Origin of the sequence: Alteromonas sp. CyTr2 (assembly GCF_947311905.1) — a bacterium.
GTDB classification, from domain to species: domain Bacteria; phylum Pseudomonadota; class Gammaproteobacteria; order Enterobacterales; family Alteromonadaceae; genus Alteromonas; species Alteromonas macleodii.
Map to the genome: position 1 here is coordinate 155,312 of NZ_CAMZMZ010000004.1, position 17,814 is coordinate 173,125.

Consider the following 17,814-nt stretch of genomic DNA (forward strand, 5'->3'; position numbering starts at 1 on the left):
ATTAACTGACACGAGTATTTCAAACGCAGGGTTAAGGTCCGGTTAAGGAAAGGGCAAGGAATTAGAAATAAATGAGAAAGGTAAGAATAAGGTATTAAAAAGGCCAGCTTAGCGCTGGCCTTTGAATGACATGTTGTAAAGATAGCTCTCAATTAAATCGCTATCTTGCAAAGTCGGTATTTACCGCAAGTATTACCGCTTATTCATCATCTTCAACTAGGGTCATCAACGATGTGTTACCACCTGATGCTGTAGTATCGATACTGATGGTTTTTTCGGTCATCAAACGCTGAATAAGGTTATCGTTATATTCTGCTGTGATAACCGGCAAAATAGCGCCTTCGCGAGATGACAGCATTGCTGTAATACGCGCAGTACGCTCAGTACCAGAGTCGACCACCACGCCAGATAAATCTTCATCCATTAGCAAGGTATCTAGATGCGCAAGACGCGCTACTTGGAATAAGCCTTTTGGTGCGCCAGTTGATTCAAACTTGTTTTGAATTTCTACTGCTTCTTCATAGAAGATTTCAGACACAACTGATACTACCGGGTTACCCGTTGATAGCGCGGTCACAACAGACAGTAACCAGTATTCGAAGGTTACTTCTTTATCGGCGAAACACACCAAGATTCCGCGAGGCTCTAGGTAAAGCTTGTTCGATTCACCTGTTGGGCCCGGCAGGGTTTGTGGCTTGGCAAGCTTGCGTTCAACACTGGTTAACTGTTGACGCGCCGTCGCAAGCGTACGGTTCAAGTCATCAGCAAGCTCGTCAACAATGTCTACTTTCGCAATTTTTGCCAGAAGCTGACGAACCATAGAAATACGGTCATTCAACGGCGTATGACGCCACTGCACTTCCACCGCTTTCGCTTTATCCATCATTACGTGCGCACGCTCGGCAATCTTTTCATCACCGACAAGCGCTGCATCGGTACCGTCTACATCATCAATGCGCGATGGCTTAGGTGTAGCACGCTCCATCATTAAGCGAGGCAGATAGTTGGGGCCACCCGCTTTTGGACTTGTACCAGACAATCCACGTCCACCGAACGGCTGAACGCCAACAATAGCGCCAATCATGTTGCGGTTAATGTACACGTTACCCGCGCGGCTCTTCGCTGCTAGCTCGTTAGCACGCTCTTCAATACGCGAGTGAATGCCCATAGTTAGGCCGTAACCTGTGCCATTGATTTGCTCTAGCACACTATCAAGGTCTTTCGACTTAAAGCGAACAATATGCACCACAGGGCCAAACACTTCTTTTTCAAGCACATCGATGTTTTTGATTTCATACAAGGTCGGCGCAAAGAAAGTACCGTTTTCGAAGCCTGCTGGCATTTCATTGCGATAAAGCAGCTTAGCTTTATCTTCCATGTACTCTTGGTGATCGGTCAGGCTCTTAAGCGCCTTCTCGTCAATCACAGGGCCAACATCGGTAGCAAGCTGCGTTGGATCACCAACGGTAAGCTCTTTCATGGCGCCGGTTAGCATTTCGATAAGGTCATCAGCAATTTCATCTTGTACGAACAATACGCGAAGCGCTGAACAGCGCTGACCGGCACTTTGGAAACCAGAGTGGATCACGTCATCAACTACCTGCTCTGGCAGTGCAGTTGAATCAACAATCATACAGTTTTGACCGCCCGTCTCTGCAATCAATGGCACCTGTTCGCCACCACGTTCTGCAAGCACTTGGGAAATTAACGTACCGGTTTGCGTTGAACCTGTGAACATTACCGCTTTAATGCGCTCGTCTGGTAGGAGGGTTTCGCCCACTTCTTTACCAGGCGATACGATAAGTTTCAATGCGTCTTCTGGCAGGCCTACCGAGTGCATAATATCTACCGCACGCTGCGCAATAATGCTGGTTTGTTCAGCAGGCTTAGCAATAACCGTGTTACCTGTTACAAGTGCCGCTGCCACTTGGCCTAAGAAGATAGCTAGTGGGAAGTTCCACGGGCTAATACAAAGCACAACACCACGAGGAAGTAAGCGTTGATCTTCAGCAAGCTCTTCTGCACGCGCCGCGTAGTAGCGACAGAAATCAACGGCTTCACGCACTTCATCAATACTGTCTTGCGCTACTTTACCGGCTTCACGCATACAGATAGCGATAAGCTCAGCCATGTGGCGCTCAAGCGCATCTGCTGTTCGATTAAGTATTTCAGCGCGCTCGCTTACATCGCGTTTAGACCATGCTTCAAACCCAGCTTCGGCTTCATCTAATGCTTTGCGCATATCATCAGGCGTAGCGTAATGGTGATAACCTACCACGTCGTTGTGGTTAGTTGGGCTAAGTACCGCTGTCGCACCTTCTGGCACTTCACCGGTCACTTTGTAGTAATCCTGCCAGCGTTCAAGTTCGTGTTTAAGCGCCGTTACCGCATTGGTGTCGGTAAGGTCTAGACCACGCGAGTTATCGCGCTCTGGCGCATACAGCCCACGTGGGGTTTTGATTAACTTGTTATAGCGTACTTTCAGGCGTTGTGTTTTCTCTACCGGATCTTCAAGCAAAGACTCAACCGGTTTTTCATCGTCAACGATAGCGTTTACAAACGACGAGTTCGCGCCGTTTTCAAGAAGACGACGTACAAGGTAGGCCAATAAGTCTTCGTGTTCACCTACCGGTGCATAAACACGGCACTGAATTTTATCCTGTGTTACCACCTGATCGTAAAGGGTATCGCCCATACCGTGCAGACACTGGAACTCAAAACCTTCTTTGTCGTCACCAGCAAGCTCAACAATAACAGACGCAGTGTAGGCATTGTGAGTCGCAAACTGCGGGTAAATGGTGTCGCGATACTCAAGTAGACGGTTCGCACAGGCATGGTATGACACATCTGTTGACGACTTACGGGTAAATACAGGGAACTCTTCAAGGCCCGCTTGTTGAGTAAGCTTAATCTCAGTATCCCAATAGGCACCTTTAACCAAACGCACCATTAGCGGACGACCTACCTCTAGGGTAAGTTCACGTAAGTGCTCTATAACGTGGATTGCGCGTTTTTGGTAGGCCTGTACGGCCAAGCCAAAGCCTGTCCAACCGTTCAAGTCTTCATTGCGAAATACAGCTTCAATAATGTCTAGAGAAAGCTCTAGACGGTCAGCTTCTTCCGCATCTACGGTTAAACCGATATCGTATTCTTTCGCCATCATACACAGCGCTTTCAAGCGCGGCGGAATGTCTGCCATGGCGCGTTCGCGGTGAGAAAATTCAAAGCGTGGGTGAATAGCAGAAAGCTTTACCGAGATCCCCGGTGAACGCTTAGGACCGCGTCCGTTAGCCGCTTTACCGATTACTTTTATTGCTTTTACGTATGCATCGTAGTAACGCTCAGCGTCGCGCATAGTACGTGCGCCTTCGCCTAGCATGTCGTAAGAATATACGTACCCTTTGGTTTCTTTCTCTTTGGCGCGATCTACCGCATCTTCAATGGTTTCGCCCATAACGAACTGACGACCCATAACGCGCATCGCAATGTTCATAGCGCGGCGAATAACAGGTTCACCTAAGCGGCCAAGGGTTTGTTTTAACAAGCCGAACTGTTCTTTCTTGCGCTTGTCGGCATAGTTCACCATGTTGCCCGTAAATAACAAGCCCCACGCCGATGCGTTAACAAATAACGACTCTGAATTCCCCAAGTGAGGTGTCCACTGTCCCTGAGACAGTTTGTCACGAATAAGCTCATCTTGAGTGGCTTTGTCTGGAACACGCAGCAAGGCTTCAGCCAAGCACATCAATACCACACCTTCTGCTGTAGATAGCGAGTATTCATTTAATAATGCGTCAACACCACCGTGCCCTTCTTGCTCTCGGCGAATTTGAAGCACCATCTTTCGTGCGCGTTCCCATGCACGGCTTCGTGCACGTGGGTTTACCTCGGCAATGGGAAGGATTTGATCCACAGCCACCGACTCACTAATGCGATAGTAGTCTCTTATACGCTGGCGTAGGGGTGAAGTTGTATGAAGTGTGTCGTTAATGAGCATTGCAACCCTTTCATAGAAATAGCTGTAACAAAAAGCGTTCCCGCCGTGTAAGACTGCTCACGGTTACATGGAAGCGGCTAAAAAACAAGCAAAGTCGAAACCCTGCGTTGACCTGTCGTTCTTCTTTTAACTTTATACTTTTGGATGAAGATCACGACAGTGCCAAATTTGCGCGGATGGTAGCACACAAAATCGCCCTGCCAAGCCCCTACCAGCAAAGTTTTTTTGATTCTCTGTCAAGCTACGTATTCAGTGCGTTAGATGACATTTTTTAGCCTGTTGATACCGCATTATTTTTTAGTACAAAAGCGGTGAGCGATTTGCTTCTAAAGTCGTAGTAAAGCTCGTCTATATATGGTGTATTTTTAATCGTAATAAAAAGCGGTTAATAAAAAACCGTCTACACTTTAAAAAAACAAAAATACAAATAGATAGGTATTTGCCGATGTGGTTAAGAAAATTCAGTTTAATTCAACGTTTGGGCATTATCGTTGCCCTAATTACGCTGTTATTTGTACTTCTTACTGCCGTTGTTTTAAACAGGCACTACGAAGCATTAAAGCAAAAGTCTTATGATGAAAATCAGCACCTGGTCGAGGTGGTTCATACCATGCTCAGTAGCTTCGCGGCGCGTACCGACGTAGACGAGGCAACCGCTAAGCAACAGGCGTTAGAGGCCGTCAAAGCGCTACGATACGACGGCAGCAACTACTTTTGGATCCAAGACCAAACGCCATCTATGGTTATGCACCCCATCAAGCCCGCCCTTGACGGTCAAGATTTACGAACCTTTAAAGACGGGAACGGCAAAGCCTTCTTTATAGAGTTGGCGCAAAAAGTGAAATCGAAAGGTGAAGGGTTTGTCGATTATGTCTGGCCGCTTCCCGGTGAAGAGTCACCTACTGACAAAATTTCCTACGTTAAAGAGTTCAAGCCGTGGGGGTGGACAGTGGGCTCTGGTATCTACCTTACCAATCTTGAAAAAGAATTTGCTCATCTTCGCAATGTGATTACGGTGTTTTGTCTGGTTAGCATAGTGCTAGTTGTGGTGCTTGTTTATGTTATTGGCGGCAGCATAGTGAAACCGGTTCAAGAAGTAAGTGAGCGAATGAAGGATATCTCACAAGGAGAAGGTGATCTCACCCGCTCGTTGCCTGAAACTGGCCAAGATGAAGTAACGCGTTTAGCACGCTACTTTAATGAATATACCAAAAAAATGCGCCATTCGCTGTTGGGGATCCGTGAGAATATTAATTCACTGACCCAGCAAGCAGAACTTGTAGAAACATCAAGTAAAAATAGTAACGCTCAGGCACAGACGCAAAATGAAAATATGCTTCAAGTTGCCGCTGCCATGGAAGAGATGACAACGCAGATAAATGAGGTTAGCAATAACGCAGATTCTGCAGAAAAAAGTACCAGCAGCGCGCGGGGTAACGTGCAAAACGGCGCCTCGGTTGTGGATAGTACCGTAAACGATATACGCTCTCTTACCTCTGATATTGAAAGCGTAAGTAGCGCTGTTACCGAACTTGCTGCGCAGACTGAAAGCATTGGTGCTGTACTTGATGTGATTCGCGGCATTGCCGAACAAACTAACTTACTGGCGCTTAACGCTGCTATAGAAGCAGCGCGAGCTGGCGAGCAAGGACGAGGTTTCGCCGTCGTAGCTGATGAAGTGCGTACACTGGCAAGTCGAACCGGACAAAGTACCGATGAAATCCAAGCGATGATAGAAGAGCTGCAAAGTAATGCCAAAAGCGCAGTAGATGCAGTAAAAGTAAGCCAGTCAGCGTCAACCAAAACGGTAGACAACGCTATACAGGCGAATCAAAATCTGCAAGAAGCTGATCGCTTAATGACTGAAATTGCAGATATGAGTAGTGAAATAGCGCGGGCTACCGAGCAGCAAGCGGAAGCCGCTACCGAAGCGAATATGCGCATCAATGCACTGTCAGGTGCTGCTGATAGTAGCTTGAGAACGGCAGATGAATTAGCAGCTGCGAGCCAAGCGTTACGCGCAAGCTGTTTAGCAATAATGGACATTGCGAACCGCTTTAAGCTTTAAAGCATTTTACATTTCAACGAGCCTGCTGCGCTTTGCTGCAAAGCATTGAGAAGCAGGCTCCCTTTACTACTACTCCAAAGCTCCCGATAATTTTCTTTTAAAAAAGTATACTTTGCCACATTTTGCTTCTCTTACGTCAAGTTGTTTAAAAGCTCACATAGTTTAATCAATACACCTACCTTCTGCGTATGGAAGAAAAGACCTGAGTGCATTACACTCAGAGACACCATAAGTGGCGGTTGGTCGATTACTTTTTATTGAGCGATATACTAGCCACCGAAGTAGTGACTTATGCGCAATAAAAGCCAGACGCGCAAAAAATCAAGGAGTTGAATATGAGCAGTGGTTCAAAGGGTAAGCCTATTTTATTATGGGTTGTCGGTTTTTTCGTGTTGCTATTTTTGGTGTATTTCCTGTTCGCCAATACCATCATTAAATCTATTCTTGAGTCGAAGCTGGGCGAATCCTATGGAGCAGAAGTGAATATCGACGAGTTCGACCACTCTCTTTTTCCAACAACCGTCACGCTGAAAGGTATTGCACTCACCAACCCCACAAAACCTACTCACAACCAAGTTTTTGTAGGCGAAGCTCACGCAGACGTTGAGCTAAAGCCACTGTTAGATGATCAAGTTATCGTAAACAACCTTGATTTACTGAAAGTGCAGTTCGATACACAGCGCGAGTCTGAAGGTGAAGTGTATCGCGTTCCAGAACGTTCACTGTCATTTGACGAAATTAAAGCAAAAGCCAAAGAAGCCGTGCCTACGGTTGACGAACTTCTCGCCCGCAATCCACTAAAAACCACTGCTGCCATTGAAAATGCAAAGTCTGCCTACGAAACCTATGGAAAAGGTTTGAAAGACGACTATGAATCTTTACCTGATAAGTCGCGCATTGAGTACTACAAAACGCAGGTAGCCCAGCTTAAAGAAACGAACTACAAAGACCCTCAAGCCTTGGTACAGGCAAAGTCTTCTTTTGATAAGTTGAAAGAAGAAATGCAGGCAGACCGCGCGCTTATTAGCAATTTCACGGAAAAAGCGAGCGATGCCAAACAAGCCCTTAGTGAAAGTGTTGAAGCACTTAAGAAAGCGCCACAAGAAGATTACGCGTTGCTGAAAGGGGTAATTGCAGGTGACCAAGCGGCACTTTCTCAAGTCACTTACTTTGTGTTTGGCGACAAAGCGGCGGAATACACTGAGTACCTTATGTCAGCAATGCAAATTGTTATGCCGCTCATTCAAGGTGAAGAAAAAAGTGAAGCACCGACTGAAGTGCCGTCGATTTTGGTGAAAGAAGCCAATGTATCAGTGCTTTGGCAAAATGAATCTATCACCAGCAAATGGAACAACATTACAAATGTTCACGAAGTATTCGGTAACCCCACCACCTTTACTATTGAAGCAGCGGGCGAGTTACTAAAGTCGTTTACTTCCAGCGGTGAATTCTGGATTGACGGCGACGGTGTTGATGCCAGCCAAGTCTGGCAGCTAGCCGGCGTAAATATGTCTAACATTTCATTTAGCGGTAATGAAACACTAAATGCGGTGCTTAAATCAGCGCTGATGAAAACCAATGGATCGATGAAAGTCACTGATAACATGCTTACCGGTACGGGCGAAGTTGACCTTCAGCAGCTCGTTATGGAAGCAACTGGCACCAGTGATATCACCAGTGCTATTGCGCAGGCACTGCAAACGTTAACCAGCCTAAACATGACGATGCTGCTAGACGGCACGCTTTCAGACCCTGGCTTTAACATTAAGTCTGATCTGGATAATAAGCTGGCTAAAGCGGCGCTTTCACAGCTTACTGCCAGCCAAAAAGACAAGCTGGATGAATTAAACAACAAACTCAACAGCATGATAAGTAACGAACAATCATTGCTATCAGGCGAGCTTGTTGACGTAAACAGTATGCTTAGTGCAGCCCAAGGCGACAGTGCCGCCCTTCAGGAGCTGCTTCAAGCTCAACTTAACAACGTTGTTGAGCAGCAAAAAAGTAAGCTGTTTGATAAATTGAAAGGAAAATTGGGCCAAGGTGAATAATGCGCCTTTGACTCGACGCTGCTTCGCGGCATAATAAGACACAGCAGAGGCGAAGAGCCTCTGCTTTTTTTCCGCTTAACCACATTGTCAGGTGAATCTGTGTTGCAAGGTAAATGGCTTCCCATTGTATTGATAGTACTGCTTGGTCTATTGCAATACAGGCTATGGTTTGGAAAAAATAGTATTCCCGATTACTTCAACCGAAAACAAGAAGTTCACTCTCAAGCCCTTCAAAATGCCAACCTCGCTCAGCGCAATGCCCTACTTAAAGCTGATATTAGCGATTTAAAAATTGGTCTAGAAGCCATTGAAGAAAGAGCCCGAAATGAACTCGGTCTGATTAAAAAGGGAGAAACCTTCTACCGTATTTTGCCCGCAGATTCTAAGTGAAGAAAATGACATCGCCCCGCGTTGTTGCGGTTATCCCCGCAGCCGGAGTTGGCAGCCGAATGCAGGCTGACCGCCCAAAGCAATACCTCACCTTAAATGGTAAAACCATTCTTGAACACACGATTGACGCGCTGCTACAGCACCCGTTAATCGACGACGTGATCGTAGCGATAAGCCCAGGTGACGCGTATTTTGATCAATATCGGTTACGTGAAAAACCCATTCGCGTTGTAGATGGCGGAAAGGAACGCGCTGATAGTGTATTGAACGGGCTTATGTCACTTGGCGAGAACGATTGGGCACTGGTTCACGATGCCGCGAGGCCTTGTATAGAAGAGAGCGATATTTCCGCGCTGCTCGAATTAATGAGCAGTGATGACGTTTCTGGCGGTATTCTAGCTACCCCTGTTCGTGACACCATGAAGCGGGTCAGACCTTCGACAAATGTTATTTCTCACACTGAAGACCGAGACGGTCTTTGGCACGCTTTAACACCTCAACTTTTTCCAGCAACATTGCTAAGACGCGCGCTTCAAAATGGTTTATCACAAGACGCGAATATCACAGACGAAGCCTCTGCCATGGAGCTTGAAGGCTACAAAGTTGCCATGGTAAGCGGAAGTCCGGCAAATATAAAAATAACGCATCCGGCCGATCTTCCTTTGGCAGAATTTTATCTTAAGCAAAAATTAAGCGCGCAAGGCCAGAACGCTAAAAACTACAGAGTTCAAAGCCACAGCGCAAAAAATCAAAAGGCACAATCATAATGCGAATTGGACACGGATTTGATGTACACAAGTTTGGCGGTGAAGGCCCCATCACAATAGGTGGCGTCAGTATCGACTATGAGCAAGGACTGTTAGCTCACTCAGATGGCGATGTATTACTACACGCACTGTGTGATGCAATGCTAGGTGCAGCAGCACTCGGTGATATTGGCAAGCACTTCCCTGACACAGACGACGCATACGCGGGTGCAGACAGCCGCGTGCTACTGCGTCACGTTGTCAATGTAGTAAGGGAGAAAGGTTACCGCTTAAGTAATGCAGATATGACCATTGTGGCGCAAGCACCTAAAATGGCGCCGCACATTACTGCTATGCGTGAGATTATTGCCCAAGACTGCAACGTATCGCTTGACGACATCAACGTAAAAGCAACGACCACTGAAAAGCTAGGCTATACAGGCCGTAAAGAAGGTATTGCCTCTCACGCCGTTGTTCTACTGGAAAAATTATGAAGCCTTTACACACTGACCACTGGCAGTACTATTTCGCAAAACCTGTATCCACCGGTATTTTTAAATTCCAAGCCGACGATTTTCAAGTTGTCGAGGATTTGGGTTATACCCCTTGTGGTGAAGGCGAGCACCAGTTTGTATTTATTGAAAAAACCAACACCAATACCGCGTTTGTCGCTGAGCAGCTAGCCCGTTTCGTTAACCTTCCATTACGCCAAATTACCTATGCTGGTCGCAAAGACAAATACGCGGTAACGCAACAGTGGTTTGGTATTCACGCGCCGGGTAAGCCTGACTTCGACTTCAGCAACTTTGAACTGGAAGGCGTTAAAGTGCTTAAGCAAATGCGTCACAATAAAAAGTTGCGAACGGGTCAGCTTAAAGGCAATCACTTTACGATTACCTTGCGCCAGGTACTGCATCCTGAGGCCATTGAAGAGCGTCTTCAAGAAATTGAAAAGCACGGTGTGCCGAACTATTACGGCGAACAACGCTTTGGCGTAATGCGCTTAAATGACATGGGTGAAGTGCAACGCGGTGGAAACCTGGTAATGGCCGAGCGAATGGTAAACGGTGAAACCATCAGACACCGCAACAAACGTTCCATGGCGCTTTCTGCACTGCGCAGCTGGCTATTTAATGAAATGCTTTCTGCACGCTTAGAAAAAGACATGTTCGACAAGGTCACTCACGGCGATGCGCTGGTGCTTTCAGGTTCTAACAGCTTTTTCATCAACGAAGGTTCCGACGGCTCTGAGCAGCAGCAAGACGCACAACGTCGTTTTAATGCCAAAGACGTATGCCCTTCAGCACCGCTGTGGGGTAAAGGTGAACTTGTTACGCAAGCTGACACACTAGCACTTGAGCAATCTGTTGCAGAGCAAAATAGTGAAGTTATCGACTTTTTAAGCCAGTGCGGGTTCGAACAAGAGCGTCGTGCGATAAAAATTTGGCCTTCACAGCTTGAATGGCAGAGTAAGGGTGATACATTTACTATCTCGTTTGCGCTTCCAAGTGGCTGCTTTGCAACCTCAGTCCTTAGAGAGTGCGTGGAAACCTTGTCCCCAATTAACAGGGTGTAAAGAGTATTGAGAAAGCGTGGCGCGCAACAGACTAAACCTCGCGTGGCTGTGGATAAGAATAAAGGAAAGTACGCAACATCATGAGAGCTTCTAGAAAAGGAGACGCGTTAGCACAACTGCTTTATAACGAGGGAATACGTTCGCAAGCAGTATTGAACGCCATTGCTGGTACGCCGCGGGAAAGCTTTTTACCCGACGCGCTGAAACATAAGGCCTATCAAAATACGGCATTGCCAATAGGTCAAGGCCAAACCATTTCGCAGCCTTATATTGTTGCGAAAATGACAGAGTTGCTGCTAGATAGCCCTAATAAACCCGAGAAAGTGTTAGAAATAGGCACGGGTTCAGGTTATCAGACCGCTATTCTTGCGCAGCTTTTTGCCAAAGTATTCAGTGTTGAACGTATTAAATCATTACAGTTCCAAGCGAAACGTCGAATGAATCAGCTCGACCTTCACAATATTGCAATGAAACACGGCGATGGTTGGAAAGGTTGGGCGTCCAAGGGCCCTTACGATGCCATTATTGTCACCGCCGCCGCTGCAAGTCTTCCACAGGATTTGTGCGATCAGCTTAAAGAAGGCGGGCGGTTGATTATTCCCGTAGGTAACGAGCAACAATCGTTACTGTGTATTGATAGGATTGAAGGTGAACTAAAAACATCGACCATTGAATCGGTCCGATTTGTTCCCCTTGTAGCAGGAGAGCTAATGTGAAGCTTTTTGAGCCATGTTATGACATGGCGTTACGCTGGGCGAGACATCGTCACGCTACCAAATATTTGGGCGGGTTAAGCTTCTCAGAGTCGGTTTTCTTCCCTATTCCACCTGATGTTATGCTTGCGCCAATGGCACTGTCCCAGCCTGCTAGAGCATGGCAGTTCGCTTTTATTACGACCATCGCGTCGATTTTGGGCGGTATTGCTGGCTATTGGCTTGGTTACTTTGCTTTCGATGCTTGGCTGGCTCCGCTTATCGAGAGCTGGGGGTATACCCACAAAATAGACACGGCAATGCAGTGGTTTAAAGACTACGGCGTATGGGTAGTTTTTCTTGCTGGTTTCTCACCTATCCCTTATAAAATTTTCACTGTGAGTGCTGGCTTCTTACAAATGGCCTTCTTGCCATTTGTACTGGCATCAGCTGTTGGTCGAGGCGCACGCTTCTTTTTGGTCGCAGCACTTATGCGCTGGGGGGGCGCAGCCATGGAGCAAAAGCTAAGGCAGTATGTAGAAGTGCTTGGATGGGGAGTAGTCATCCTCGCAATATTCGCTTATTTACTATTGCGATGACATGCGTAGGCCCCACCTTCACATAGGAATTTTGTTATATATTTGTGTACTCATCGGGGGCTGTGCAGGAAGAAGTGCACCCGCTCCCGTCGTTTTATTAAATAGCCAAGTTTCAGATGGAAGAGAAGAATACACAAAAAAAACCTATAAAGTTCAACGTGGAGACACCCTCTATGCGGTGGCATGGTACACGGGAAATGACTATCGCGACTTAGCAAAATACAACCAATTATCAGCCCCTTACACCATTTTCCCTGGTCAAGTTTTAAAGGTCACACCACCTTCGAATGTGGCAACAGCCCCCGTTATACCTAAGTCCAAGACCAATCAGTCAACAGCTCCGACCACATCAAATGTAGACAAAAGTTTGGTTGACCGGCCAAAACCACAGGCGTATCGTAAAAGTGAAAAAGTTGTTAAGCCACAAAATGTTACAACTGTCAAGAAGCCGTCACGAAGCGTCAAAAAACAAACACCGACGAGTTTCCCAGACAAAGTACAAGAGTGGGTGTGGCCTGCAGAAGGTAAAATAGTTGGAACCTTCAGTAAGTCAGAGTCAGGCAACAAAGGTATTGATATCGCTGGTGCTAAAGGCAGTAAAGTCGTAGCGGCAGCAGATGGAAAAGTTGTTTACTCAGGTAGCGCACTAAGAGGTTACGGTAATCTGGTTATCATTAAGCATACAGATACCTTTCTTAGTGCCTATGCCTACAACGATGCCATTTTAGTCAAAGAACGAGAATGGGTGTCGGCAGGGCAGCAAATTGCAACCATGGGTGACAGCGGAACAAATTCGGTAAAACTTCACTTTGAAGTTAGGTATAGAGGGAAATCATTAGACCCTATGAAATACCTGCCAGCATTAAAATAATAAAAATAAATAACAATAAAAAAAGACAAAGGAGAAACGTCATAAGGTAAACCTTGTAGCAGGAGATTCATGATGGGTAAGTCAAATAAAGCCTTAGAATCAAAACCGCAAGATGACTTAGAAGTCATCGATATGCCAGCTGATATGAAAGCTGACGAAACCTTAGTTAACGACGCTGAACTAGAAAATGGCGACACCATTTTCAGTCAGGATGACCAACCTAAAACCTTGGATGCCACACAGCTTTATCTAGGAGAGATTGGTTTTTCACCACTGCTAACCGCAGAAGAAGAAGTTTATTTTGCGCGCCGCTCACTGAAAGGCTGCGAAGCCTCTCGTAAACGTATGATTGTAAGCAACCTTCGCCTTGTTGTTAAGATTGCTCGCCGTTATAACAACCGTGGGTTGGCACTTCTAGATTTAATCGAAGAAGGCAATTTAGGACTAATTCGTGCCGTAGAGAAGTTTGATCCTGAACGTGGATTCCGCTTTTCAACATACGCCACATGGTGGATTCGCCAAACCATCGAACGCGCTATCATGAACCAAACGCGCACCATTCGTTTGCCTATTCATGTGGTGAAAGAATTAAACGTTTATTTACGTGCTTCTCGTGAACTTTCACAAAAGCTTGATCATGAGCCGACTGCAGAAGAAATTGCACTAGCGCTTGATAAGCCTGTGGAAGATGTCACTAAGATGTTGCGTTTAAACGAACGCATTACCTCTGTCGATACACCTATTGGTGGAGAAAATGATAAAGCACTCCTCGACATTATTGCTGACGAGAAAGAGTTTAGCCCTGAAGAGAGCTTACAAGACTCAGATATCAAAAGTAATATTGTAACCTGGCTTGAAGAACTAAACCCTAAGCAACGCGAAGTACTCGCTCGTCGTTTCGGTCTTATGGGACATGAACCTTCAACACTTGAGGATGTGGGTGCTGAAATTGGCTTAACACGTGAACGTGTTCGTCAAATTCAAGTAGAAGCACTTCGCCGTCTTCGCGATATGTTGGGTCATCAGGGTCTTTCATTAGAGAACCTGTTCGACCAAATGAAGTAGCATCTGCGCGCAACGCAAAAATAAAAATGCCAGTGTTGTGAAGCTCTCAATTTTTGAGTTTCACAACACTGGCATTTTTTTATTTTAAATTGGACCTAGTTCCAATCTCTCCGTTAGTTTCGAACGAGAGTAACGAATGTGTAAGGGTGAGGATTTTTCTCATCGGCGTCATGTTCATCACGTGATACTTCCGTCCAACTTGCTGGCGCCTCATAGTCTGGGAACTGTGTATCTCCGTCAACAGTCAAATCAATATGTGTGAGATACAAAGTGTCAGCGCTATCTAAGAACGTTTGGTAAATAGTACCGCCACCGATAATCATTATTTCATCATTGTCGCTGTTCTCTGCGCTTAGCGCTTTGGCTACCTCAATCGCTGACTCTGGCGAATCTACTACCGTCGCGTCAGATAAGCTGTAGTCAGCATTACTCGTTATAACAATGTTTGGCCTGCCAGGTAATGCCCTTCCGATTGACTCATAGGTTTTGCGGCCCATTATGACGGCTTTGCCTAAGGTGATCGCTTTAAAGTGTTTTAAATCAGCCGGTAAGTGCCACGGCATATCATTATCTGCGCCTATAATTCTGTTTTTCGCCATAGCAGCAATCATCGCTATCTTCATTTCATTACCTATAAAGCCGTTTTTGTTGTTGAACCGCGGCAGTATATCAATATCAGCGACCAAATGTGTATTGGCTCAAAGGGTATAGCTTTAACACCCAACAAATAGAAACAGTTATCATTTGCATTATTATTTTAACTGTTCTAGTGTGTATACAGGAGGTCGCGACAATGCAAATAAACTATCTATGCCCTAAACACGCAGATTGGGTTTACAACAACCCAGAACAGGCCCTACACGTAATGGCGCGCGATGAAATGCAAGGCACAATGCTTATGCAAAGCGGTCAGTTCAGTGAAGCAATTCCATACCTTGGCTGTGCGTTTGATATCGCCGTTATTCTGCTTGAGGTAGACGGTGGGGAAAACAGCGCAATGACAGCTAAGATTATGGGCTTAACAAGCTTGCTTGAAGAGACATACTTTCATCTGAAACTGCCTCACCACCGAAACGCCATTGTCGACAGAGCTCATACTGTCATCAGCGCCTCGAACAACATCGTGAACAGCAATGTACCACTGCGCTTCGCCGTGTAGTTGCACCGATACTTATGCGCCTAACTACTTCACCTTACTTTTACTAACGCTTTAGGAGAATATATGAAAGTTAATCTTAAACGCTCGGCTTTTACCATTTGTACAGCTGTATTTAGTTCAGGCGCATTCGCTCATGCAGGACACGATCATGAACACTGGACTAGCGGTGTTATGCATGCTCTGTTTTACGCGTCGCTTGTAGGCTGTGCAGCTGCGTGTGGCTTTGCGGCTTACAAATACTTCAACGCTAAAAAGCGCTCAGCAAAGTAAGGGGGTACGAATTATGATTCATCAATTACTCTCAAAAATCCATGCCGTTAGCCCCTTCTCTGCGGCTAGCGCACATTGCGACATTCCTTGCAAAATTTACGATCCGTTTTCGGCGCAGTTGGCTGCGTTGAGTGTTATTCGCTTCGTAGACCTACTTAACGAACTGGCCGAAAAAGAGACACTTACGTTTGCAGATCAAGCGCAAATGAGCCGCTTAGTAGCAGAAAAGGAAACCCATGCAGAGAAAGCAAAGCAAGAAGTCAGGGTAATATGGGGCGATTACTTTAAAGCCCCTCAGTTTGAGAAGTTTCCAGACACTAACGAGCTTGTACATAAAATCATGCTGGCCGGTTCCGGGTGTAAGCAACACGTCAGCAGAGAAAAAGCTGAAGAGCTGCTTTCGTTAGTGAATGAATTTGCCGAGCGTTTCTGGGCAACCAAGGATGTCGCAACCAAAAAAGCGACGTGCCCCTATCCACCTTCTGAAGAAGTGGTTTATCCCGACCTCTAAATGTTCAAAATTCTGCGGGTTACGGGGAGCAGCATGTTGCCTTCCCTAAACGACGGTGATTTTGTCTGTGCAATGAGATGGCCTTTTAGGTGGCTGCGTAGTGGGCAAATCGTGGTTGTAAAAAGCAGCACTTACGGCGTAATTATCAAAAGGGTAGACCAAGTTAACACCGACGGAACGTTTACCTTAATGGGCGATAACAAGGCCCACTCTGTAAGCCAAGAGGCCATGGGTAAGTTTACTCGCGCTCAATTGCTGGGAAAGGTTATCTATCATACCAGTGAGTAAGCCAGCACCATGAGGGTGCATTAGCCTAACCGCGTTACTTACAAAAAAGCTCGCACGTTGTCTTTGCAACGATGCGAGCTTTTTGGTGTTCTAATTTGCTTTATAGCACTGGTTATCAGTAATTTTTTCGAAATTGACTGTCACTCAGCGACTGTTTCTCAACGACTGTTTCTCAACGACTGTTTCTCAGCGACGATACTCAACTTCCACGTCGTAATCGTCTTCGTCCCAGTCGTCGTCATCTAGGTCATCTTCAAACTCATCATGAGCTTCAAGTGTATTCTTGTGGTAAGTGTCCCACTTGAATTCTACTTCTTTCTTCTCTTCTTCCTCTTCCAGTTCAGCTGGAAGAGTTTCAATGAAGTCCATAATGTCGTTACACAAAGGATCTAGGTTCATCTTTTGGAACGCAGAGATTTGATAAACTGGGCCTTCCCAACCCAACGCATCGATCACGTGCTGACAGCGTTCTTCAGCTTCTTCTTCAAGTAGTAAATCAACTTTATTAAATACTAACCAACGGGGCTTTTCTGCCAATTTAGGGCTGTATTTTTCAAGCTCTTCAATGATCGCTTTTGCGTGCTCGGCAGGATCCGTTTCATCAACAGGGAAAATATCTACCACGTGAAGCAAGATACGACAGCGCTCTAAGTGTTTTAAGAAGCGTATACCTAGGCCAGCACCATCGGCAGCACCTTCTATCAAACCAGGAATATCCGCAACAACGAAGCTTCGCTGTGAATCTTGACGAACCACCCCTAAGTTAGGCACAAGGGTTGTAAACGGATAATCAGCCACTTTAGGCTTAGCTGCTGATACAGAGCGGATAAAGGTTGATTTACCTGCGTTAGGCATACCAAGTAAGCCAACATCGGCTAGAAGCATAAGCTCTAGCTTAAGGTTGCGAATTTCACCTGGTGTACCATTGGTTTTTTGACGTGGGGCACGGTTTGTACTGCTTTTAAAACGGGCATTACCTAAGCCGTGAAAACCACCTTGTGCCACTTTAAGCTTTTGACCATGACGGGTTAAGTCGCCTAACACTTCGCCAGTATCGCTATCAGTAGCACGCGTGCCCACAGGCACCATTACGGTGAGGTCTTTACCTTTCTTACCGATACAGTTGCCGCCTTGACCATTTTGGCCACGCTCAGCACGGTGAAAGCGCTCAAAGCGATAATCGATCAATGTATTTAGGTTTTCATCGGCCTGTAAAAATACACTGCCGCCGTCACCACCGTCGCCACCGTCTGGGCCACCTTTAGGTACGTATTTTTCCCTTCTAAAGCCAATTGTACCGTTGCCGCCGTCACCGGCTTCAACGCGAATTTCAGCTTCATCTACAAATTTCATTTATCACTCCGGGCTGTAATGCCGTGGGTTATTAACTTATTTAATGCGAATACTAAGTTTACACCAAATTGCGCATCGGCGCTTTTGAGTCTACTCAGCATCCTAAAAAATTGAGAAGTAAAACCTTGCTCAGCGCTAATTCATTTTCAGAATATAATCGCTATTAATTAAGAACAGA

General features: G+C 46.0%; 17 protein-coding genes. 14 read left to right on the forward strand and 3 right to left on the reverse strand.

The genetic code is table 11. The features are described 5' to 3' along the window. Positions 1-199: 199 nt before the first annotated feature. A complete protein-coding gene (gene putA / locus QME20_RS04375; protein ID WP_281715517.1) occupies positions 200-3,997 on the reverse strand; it encodes a bifunctional proline dehydrogenase/L-glutamate gamma-semialdehyde dehydrogenase PutA in 3,798 nt (1,265 codons plus the stop codon). Between the two features lie 445 nt (positions 3,998-4,442). Between putA and QME20_RS04380 the strand changes: the two genes are divergently transcribed. The 10 genes from QME20_RS04380 (at position 4,443) to rpoS (ending at position 14,055) form a co-directional block, all read left to right on the forward strand. Next, a complete protein-coding gene (locus QME20_RS04380) occupies positions 4,443-6,065 on the forward strand; it encodes a methyl-accepting chemotaxis protein (RefSeq protein ID WP_168462879.1) in 1,623 nt (540 codons plus the stop codon). Positions 6,066-6,400: 335 nt separating this feature from the next. Beyond that, positions 6,401-8,116, forward strand: coding sequence for a TIGR03545 family protein (locus tag QME20_RS04385; RefSeq protein ID WP_014975600.1), 1,716 nt, complete (start codon positions 6,401-6,403; stop codon positions 8,114-8,116). 99 nt (positions 8,117-8,215) lie between these two features. Further along, positions 8,216-8,506, forward strand: a complete 291-nt coding sequence (ftsB, locus tag QME20_RS04390; protein ID WP_014948164.1) for a cell division protein FtsB — start codon at positions 8,216-8,218, stop codon at positions 8,504-8,506. A gap of 5 nt (positions 8,507-8,511) precedes the next feature. Next, positions 8,512-9,273, forward strand: a complete 762-nt coding sequence (ispD, locus tag QME20_RS04395) for a 2-C-methyl-D-erythritol 4-phosphate cytidylyltransferase (protein ID WP_168533028.1) — start codon at positions 8,512-8,514, stop codon at positions 9,271-9,273. Beyond that, entirely contained in the window at positions 9,273-9,746 is a 474-nt protein-coding gene (gene ispF / locus QME20_RS04400) for a 2-C-methyl-D-erythritol 2,4-cyclodiphosphate synthase (RefSeq protein WP_014948162.1), read from the forward strand. The genes ispD and ispF overlap by 1 nt, the downstream gene beginning before the upstream one ends. Continuing rightward, a complete protein-coding gene (truD, locus tag QME20_RS04405) occupies positions 9,743-10,828 on the forward strand; it encodes a tRNA pseudouridine(13) synthase TruD (protein ID WP_014975597.1) in 1,086 nt (361 codons plus the stop codon). The genes ispF and truD overlap by 4 nt, the downstream gene beginning before the upstream one ends. An 80-nt stretch (positions 10,829-10,908) precedes the next feature. Then, positions 10,909-11,544 (forward strand): protein-L-isoaspartate(D-aspartate) O-methyltransferase, encoded by a 636-nt coding sequence (locus QME20_RS04410; RefSeq protein ID WP_014948160.1) that lies wholly within the window; start codon positions 10,909-10,911, stop codon positions 11,542-11,544. Further along, on the forward strand, positions 11,541-12,119 hold the full coding sequence (locus QME20_RS04415; RefSeq protein WP_014948159.1) for a YqaA family protein: 579 nt from the start codon (positions 11,541-11,543) through the stop codon (positions 12,117-12,119). Before QME20_RS04410 ends, QME20_RS04415 begins: the two co-directional genes overlap by 4 nt. 31 nt (positions 12,120-12,150) lie before the next feature. Next, entirely contained in the window at positions 12,151-12,990 is an 840-nt protein-coding gene (locus QME20_RS04420; protein WP_239218017.1) for a peptidoglycan DD-metalloendopeptidase family protein, read from the forward strand. Positions 12,991-13,062: 72 nt separating this feature from the next. Beyond that, positions 13,063-14,055: an RNA polymerase sigma factor RpoS gene (rpoS, locus tag QME20_RS04425; RefSeq protein WP_239218093.1), complete on the forward strand. Its 993-nt coding sequence runs from the start codon at positions 13,063-13,065 to the stop codon at positions 14,053-14,055. A 113-nt stretch (positions 14,056-14,168) separates the two neighbouring features. Here rpoS and folA read toward each other — a convergent pair whose 3' ends face one another. Further along, the gene (gene folA / locus QME20_RS04430) at positions 14,169-14,666 is read right to left on the reverse strand and encodes a type 3 dihydrofolate reductase (RefSeq protein ID WP_281715525.1); all 498 of its coding nucleotides are present in this window, start codon (positions 14,664-14,666) and stop codon (positions 14,169-14,171) included. A gap of 182 nt (positions 14,667-14,848) precedes the next feature. On the opposite strand from folA, the gene QME20_RS04435 reads away from it, so the two are divergent. The 4 genes from QME20_RS04435 to QME20_RS04450 all read left to right on the forward strand — a co-directional run bounded on the left by QME20_RS04435 (position 14,849) and on the right by QME20_RS04450 (position 16,283). Beyond that, the gene (locus tag QME20_RS04435; RefSeq protein ID WP_039224426.1) at positions 14,849-15,214 is read left to right on the forward strand and encodes a hypothetical protein; all 366 of its coding nucleotides are present in this window, start codon (positions 14,849-14,851) and stop codon (positions 15,212-15,214) included. A gap of 63 nt (positions 15,215-15,277) precedes the next feature. Continuing rightward, the gene (locus QME20_RS04440; protein ID WP_061094144.1) at positions 15,278-15,484 is read left to right on the forward strand and encodes a hypothetical protein; all 207 of its coding nucleotides are present in this window, start codon (positions 15,278-15,280) and stop codon (positions 15,482-15,484) included. Between the two features lie 13 nt (positions 15,485-15,497). Further along, complete coding sequence (gene sodN / locus QME20_RS04445) at positions 15,498-15,995, forward strand: superoxide dismutase, Ni (RefSeq protein WP_239218019.1); 498 nt, start codon at positions 15,498-15,500, stop codon at positions 15,993-15,995. Next, positions 15,996-16,283, forward strand: coding sequence for a S24/S26 family peptidase (locus tag QME20_RS04450; RefSeq protein WP_275445321.1), 288 nt, complete (start codon positions 15,996-15,998; stop codon positions 16,281-16,283). It abuts the gene before it with no gap. Between the two features lie 186 nt (positions 16,284-16,469). Here QME20_RS04450 and cgtA read toward each other — a convergent pair whose 3' ends face one another. Continuing rightward, positions 16,470-17,636, reverse strand: coding sequence for an Obg family GTPase CgtA (gene cgtA / locus QME20_RS04455; RefSeq protein WP_014948151.1), 1,167 nt, complete (start codon positions 17,634-17,636; stop codon positions 16,470-16,472). Between the last annotated feature and the right edge of the window lie 178 nt (positions 17,637-17,814).

Bases quoted from the DNA above. Each gene is read 5' to 3' on its own strand.
- folA (WP_281715525.1), bottom strand. From the start codon at position 14,666: ATGATTGCTGCTATGGCGAAAAACAGAATTATAGGCGCAGATAATGAT.
- ispD (WP_168533028.1), top strand. From the start codon at position 8,512: ATGACATCGCCCCGCGTTGTTGCGGTTATCCCCGCAGCCGGAGTTGGC.
- QME20_RS04450 (WP_275445321.1), top strand. From the start codon at position 15,996: ATGTTCAAAATTCTGCGGGTTACGGGGAGCAGCATGTTGCCTTCCCTA.
- rpoS (WP_239218093.1), top strand. From the start codon at position 13,063: ATGGGTAAGTCAAATAAAGCCTTAGAATCAAAACCGCAAGATGACTTA.
- truD (WP_014975597.1), top strand. From the start codon at position 9,743: ATGAAGCCTTTACACACTGACCACTGGCAGTACTATTTCGCAAAACCT.
- QME20_RS04385 (WP_014975600.1), top strand. From the start codon at position 6,401: ATGAGCAGTGGTTCAAAGGGTAAGCCTATTTTATTATGGGTTGTCGGT.
- ispF (WP_014948162.1), top strand. From the start codon at position 9,273: ATGCGAATTGGACACGGATTTGATGTACACAAGTTTGGCGGTGAAGGC.
- QME20_RS04440 (WP_061094144.1), top strand. From the start codon at position 15,278: ATGAAAGTTAATCTTAAACGCTCGGCTTTTACCATTTGTACAGCTGTA.
- cgtA (WP_014948151.1), bottom strand. From the start codon at position 17,636: ATGAAATTTGTAGATGAAGCTGAAATTCGCGTTGAAGCCGGTGACGGC.
- sodN (WP_239218019.1), top strand. From the start codon at position 15,498: ATGATTCATCAATTACTCTCAAAAATCCATGCCGTTAGCCCCTTCTCT.
- QME20_RS04410 (WP_014948160.1), top strand. From the start codon at position 10,909: ATGAGAGCTTCTAGAAAAGGAGACGCGTTAGCACAACTGCTTTATAAC.
- QME20_RS04435 (WP_039224426.1), top strand. From the start codon at position 14,849: ATGCAAATAAACTATCTATGCCCTAAACACGCAGATTGGGTTTACAAC.
- putA (WP_281715517.1), bottom strand. From the start codon at position 3,997: ATGCTCATTAACGACACACTTCATACAACTTCACCCCTACGCCAGCGT.
- QME20_RS04380 (WP_168462879.1), top strand. From the start codon at position 4,443: ATGTGGTTAAGAAAATTCAGTTTAATTCAACGTTTGGGCATTATCGTT.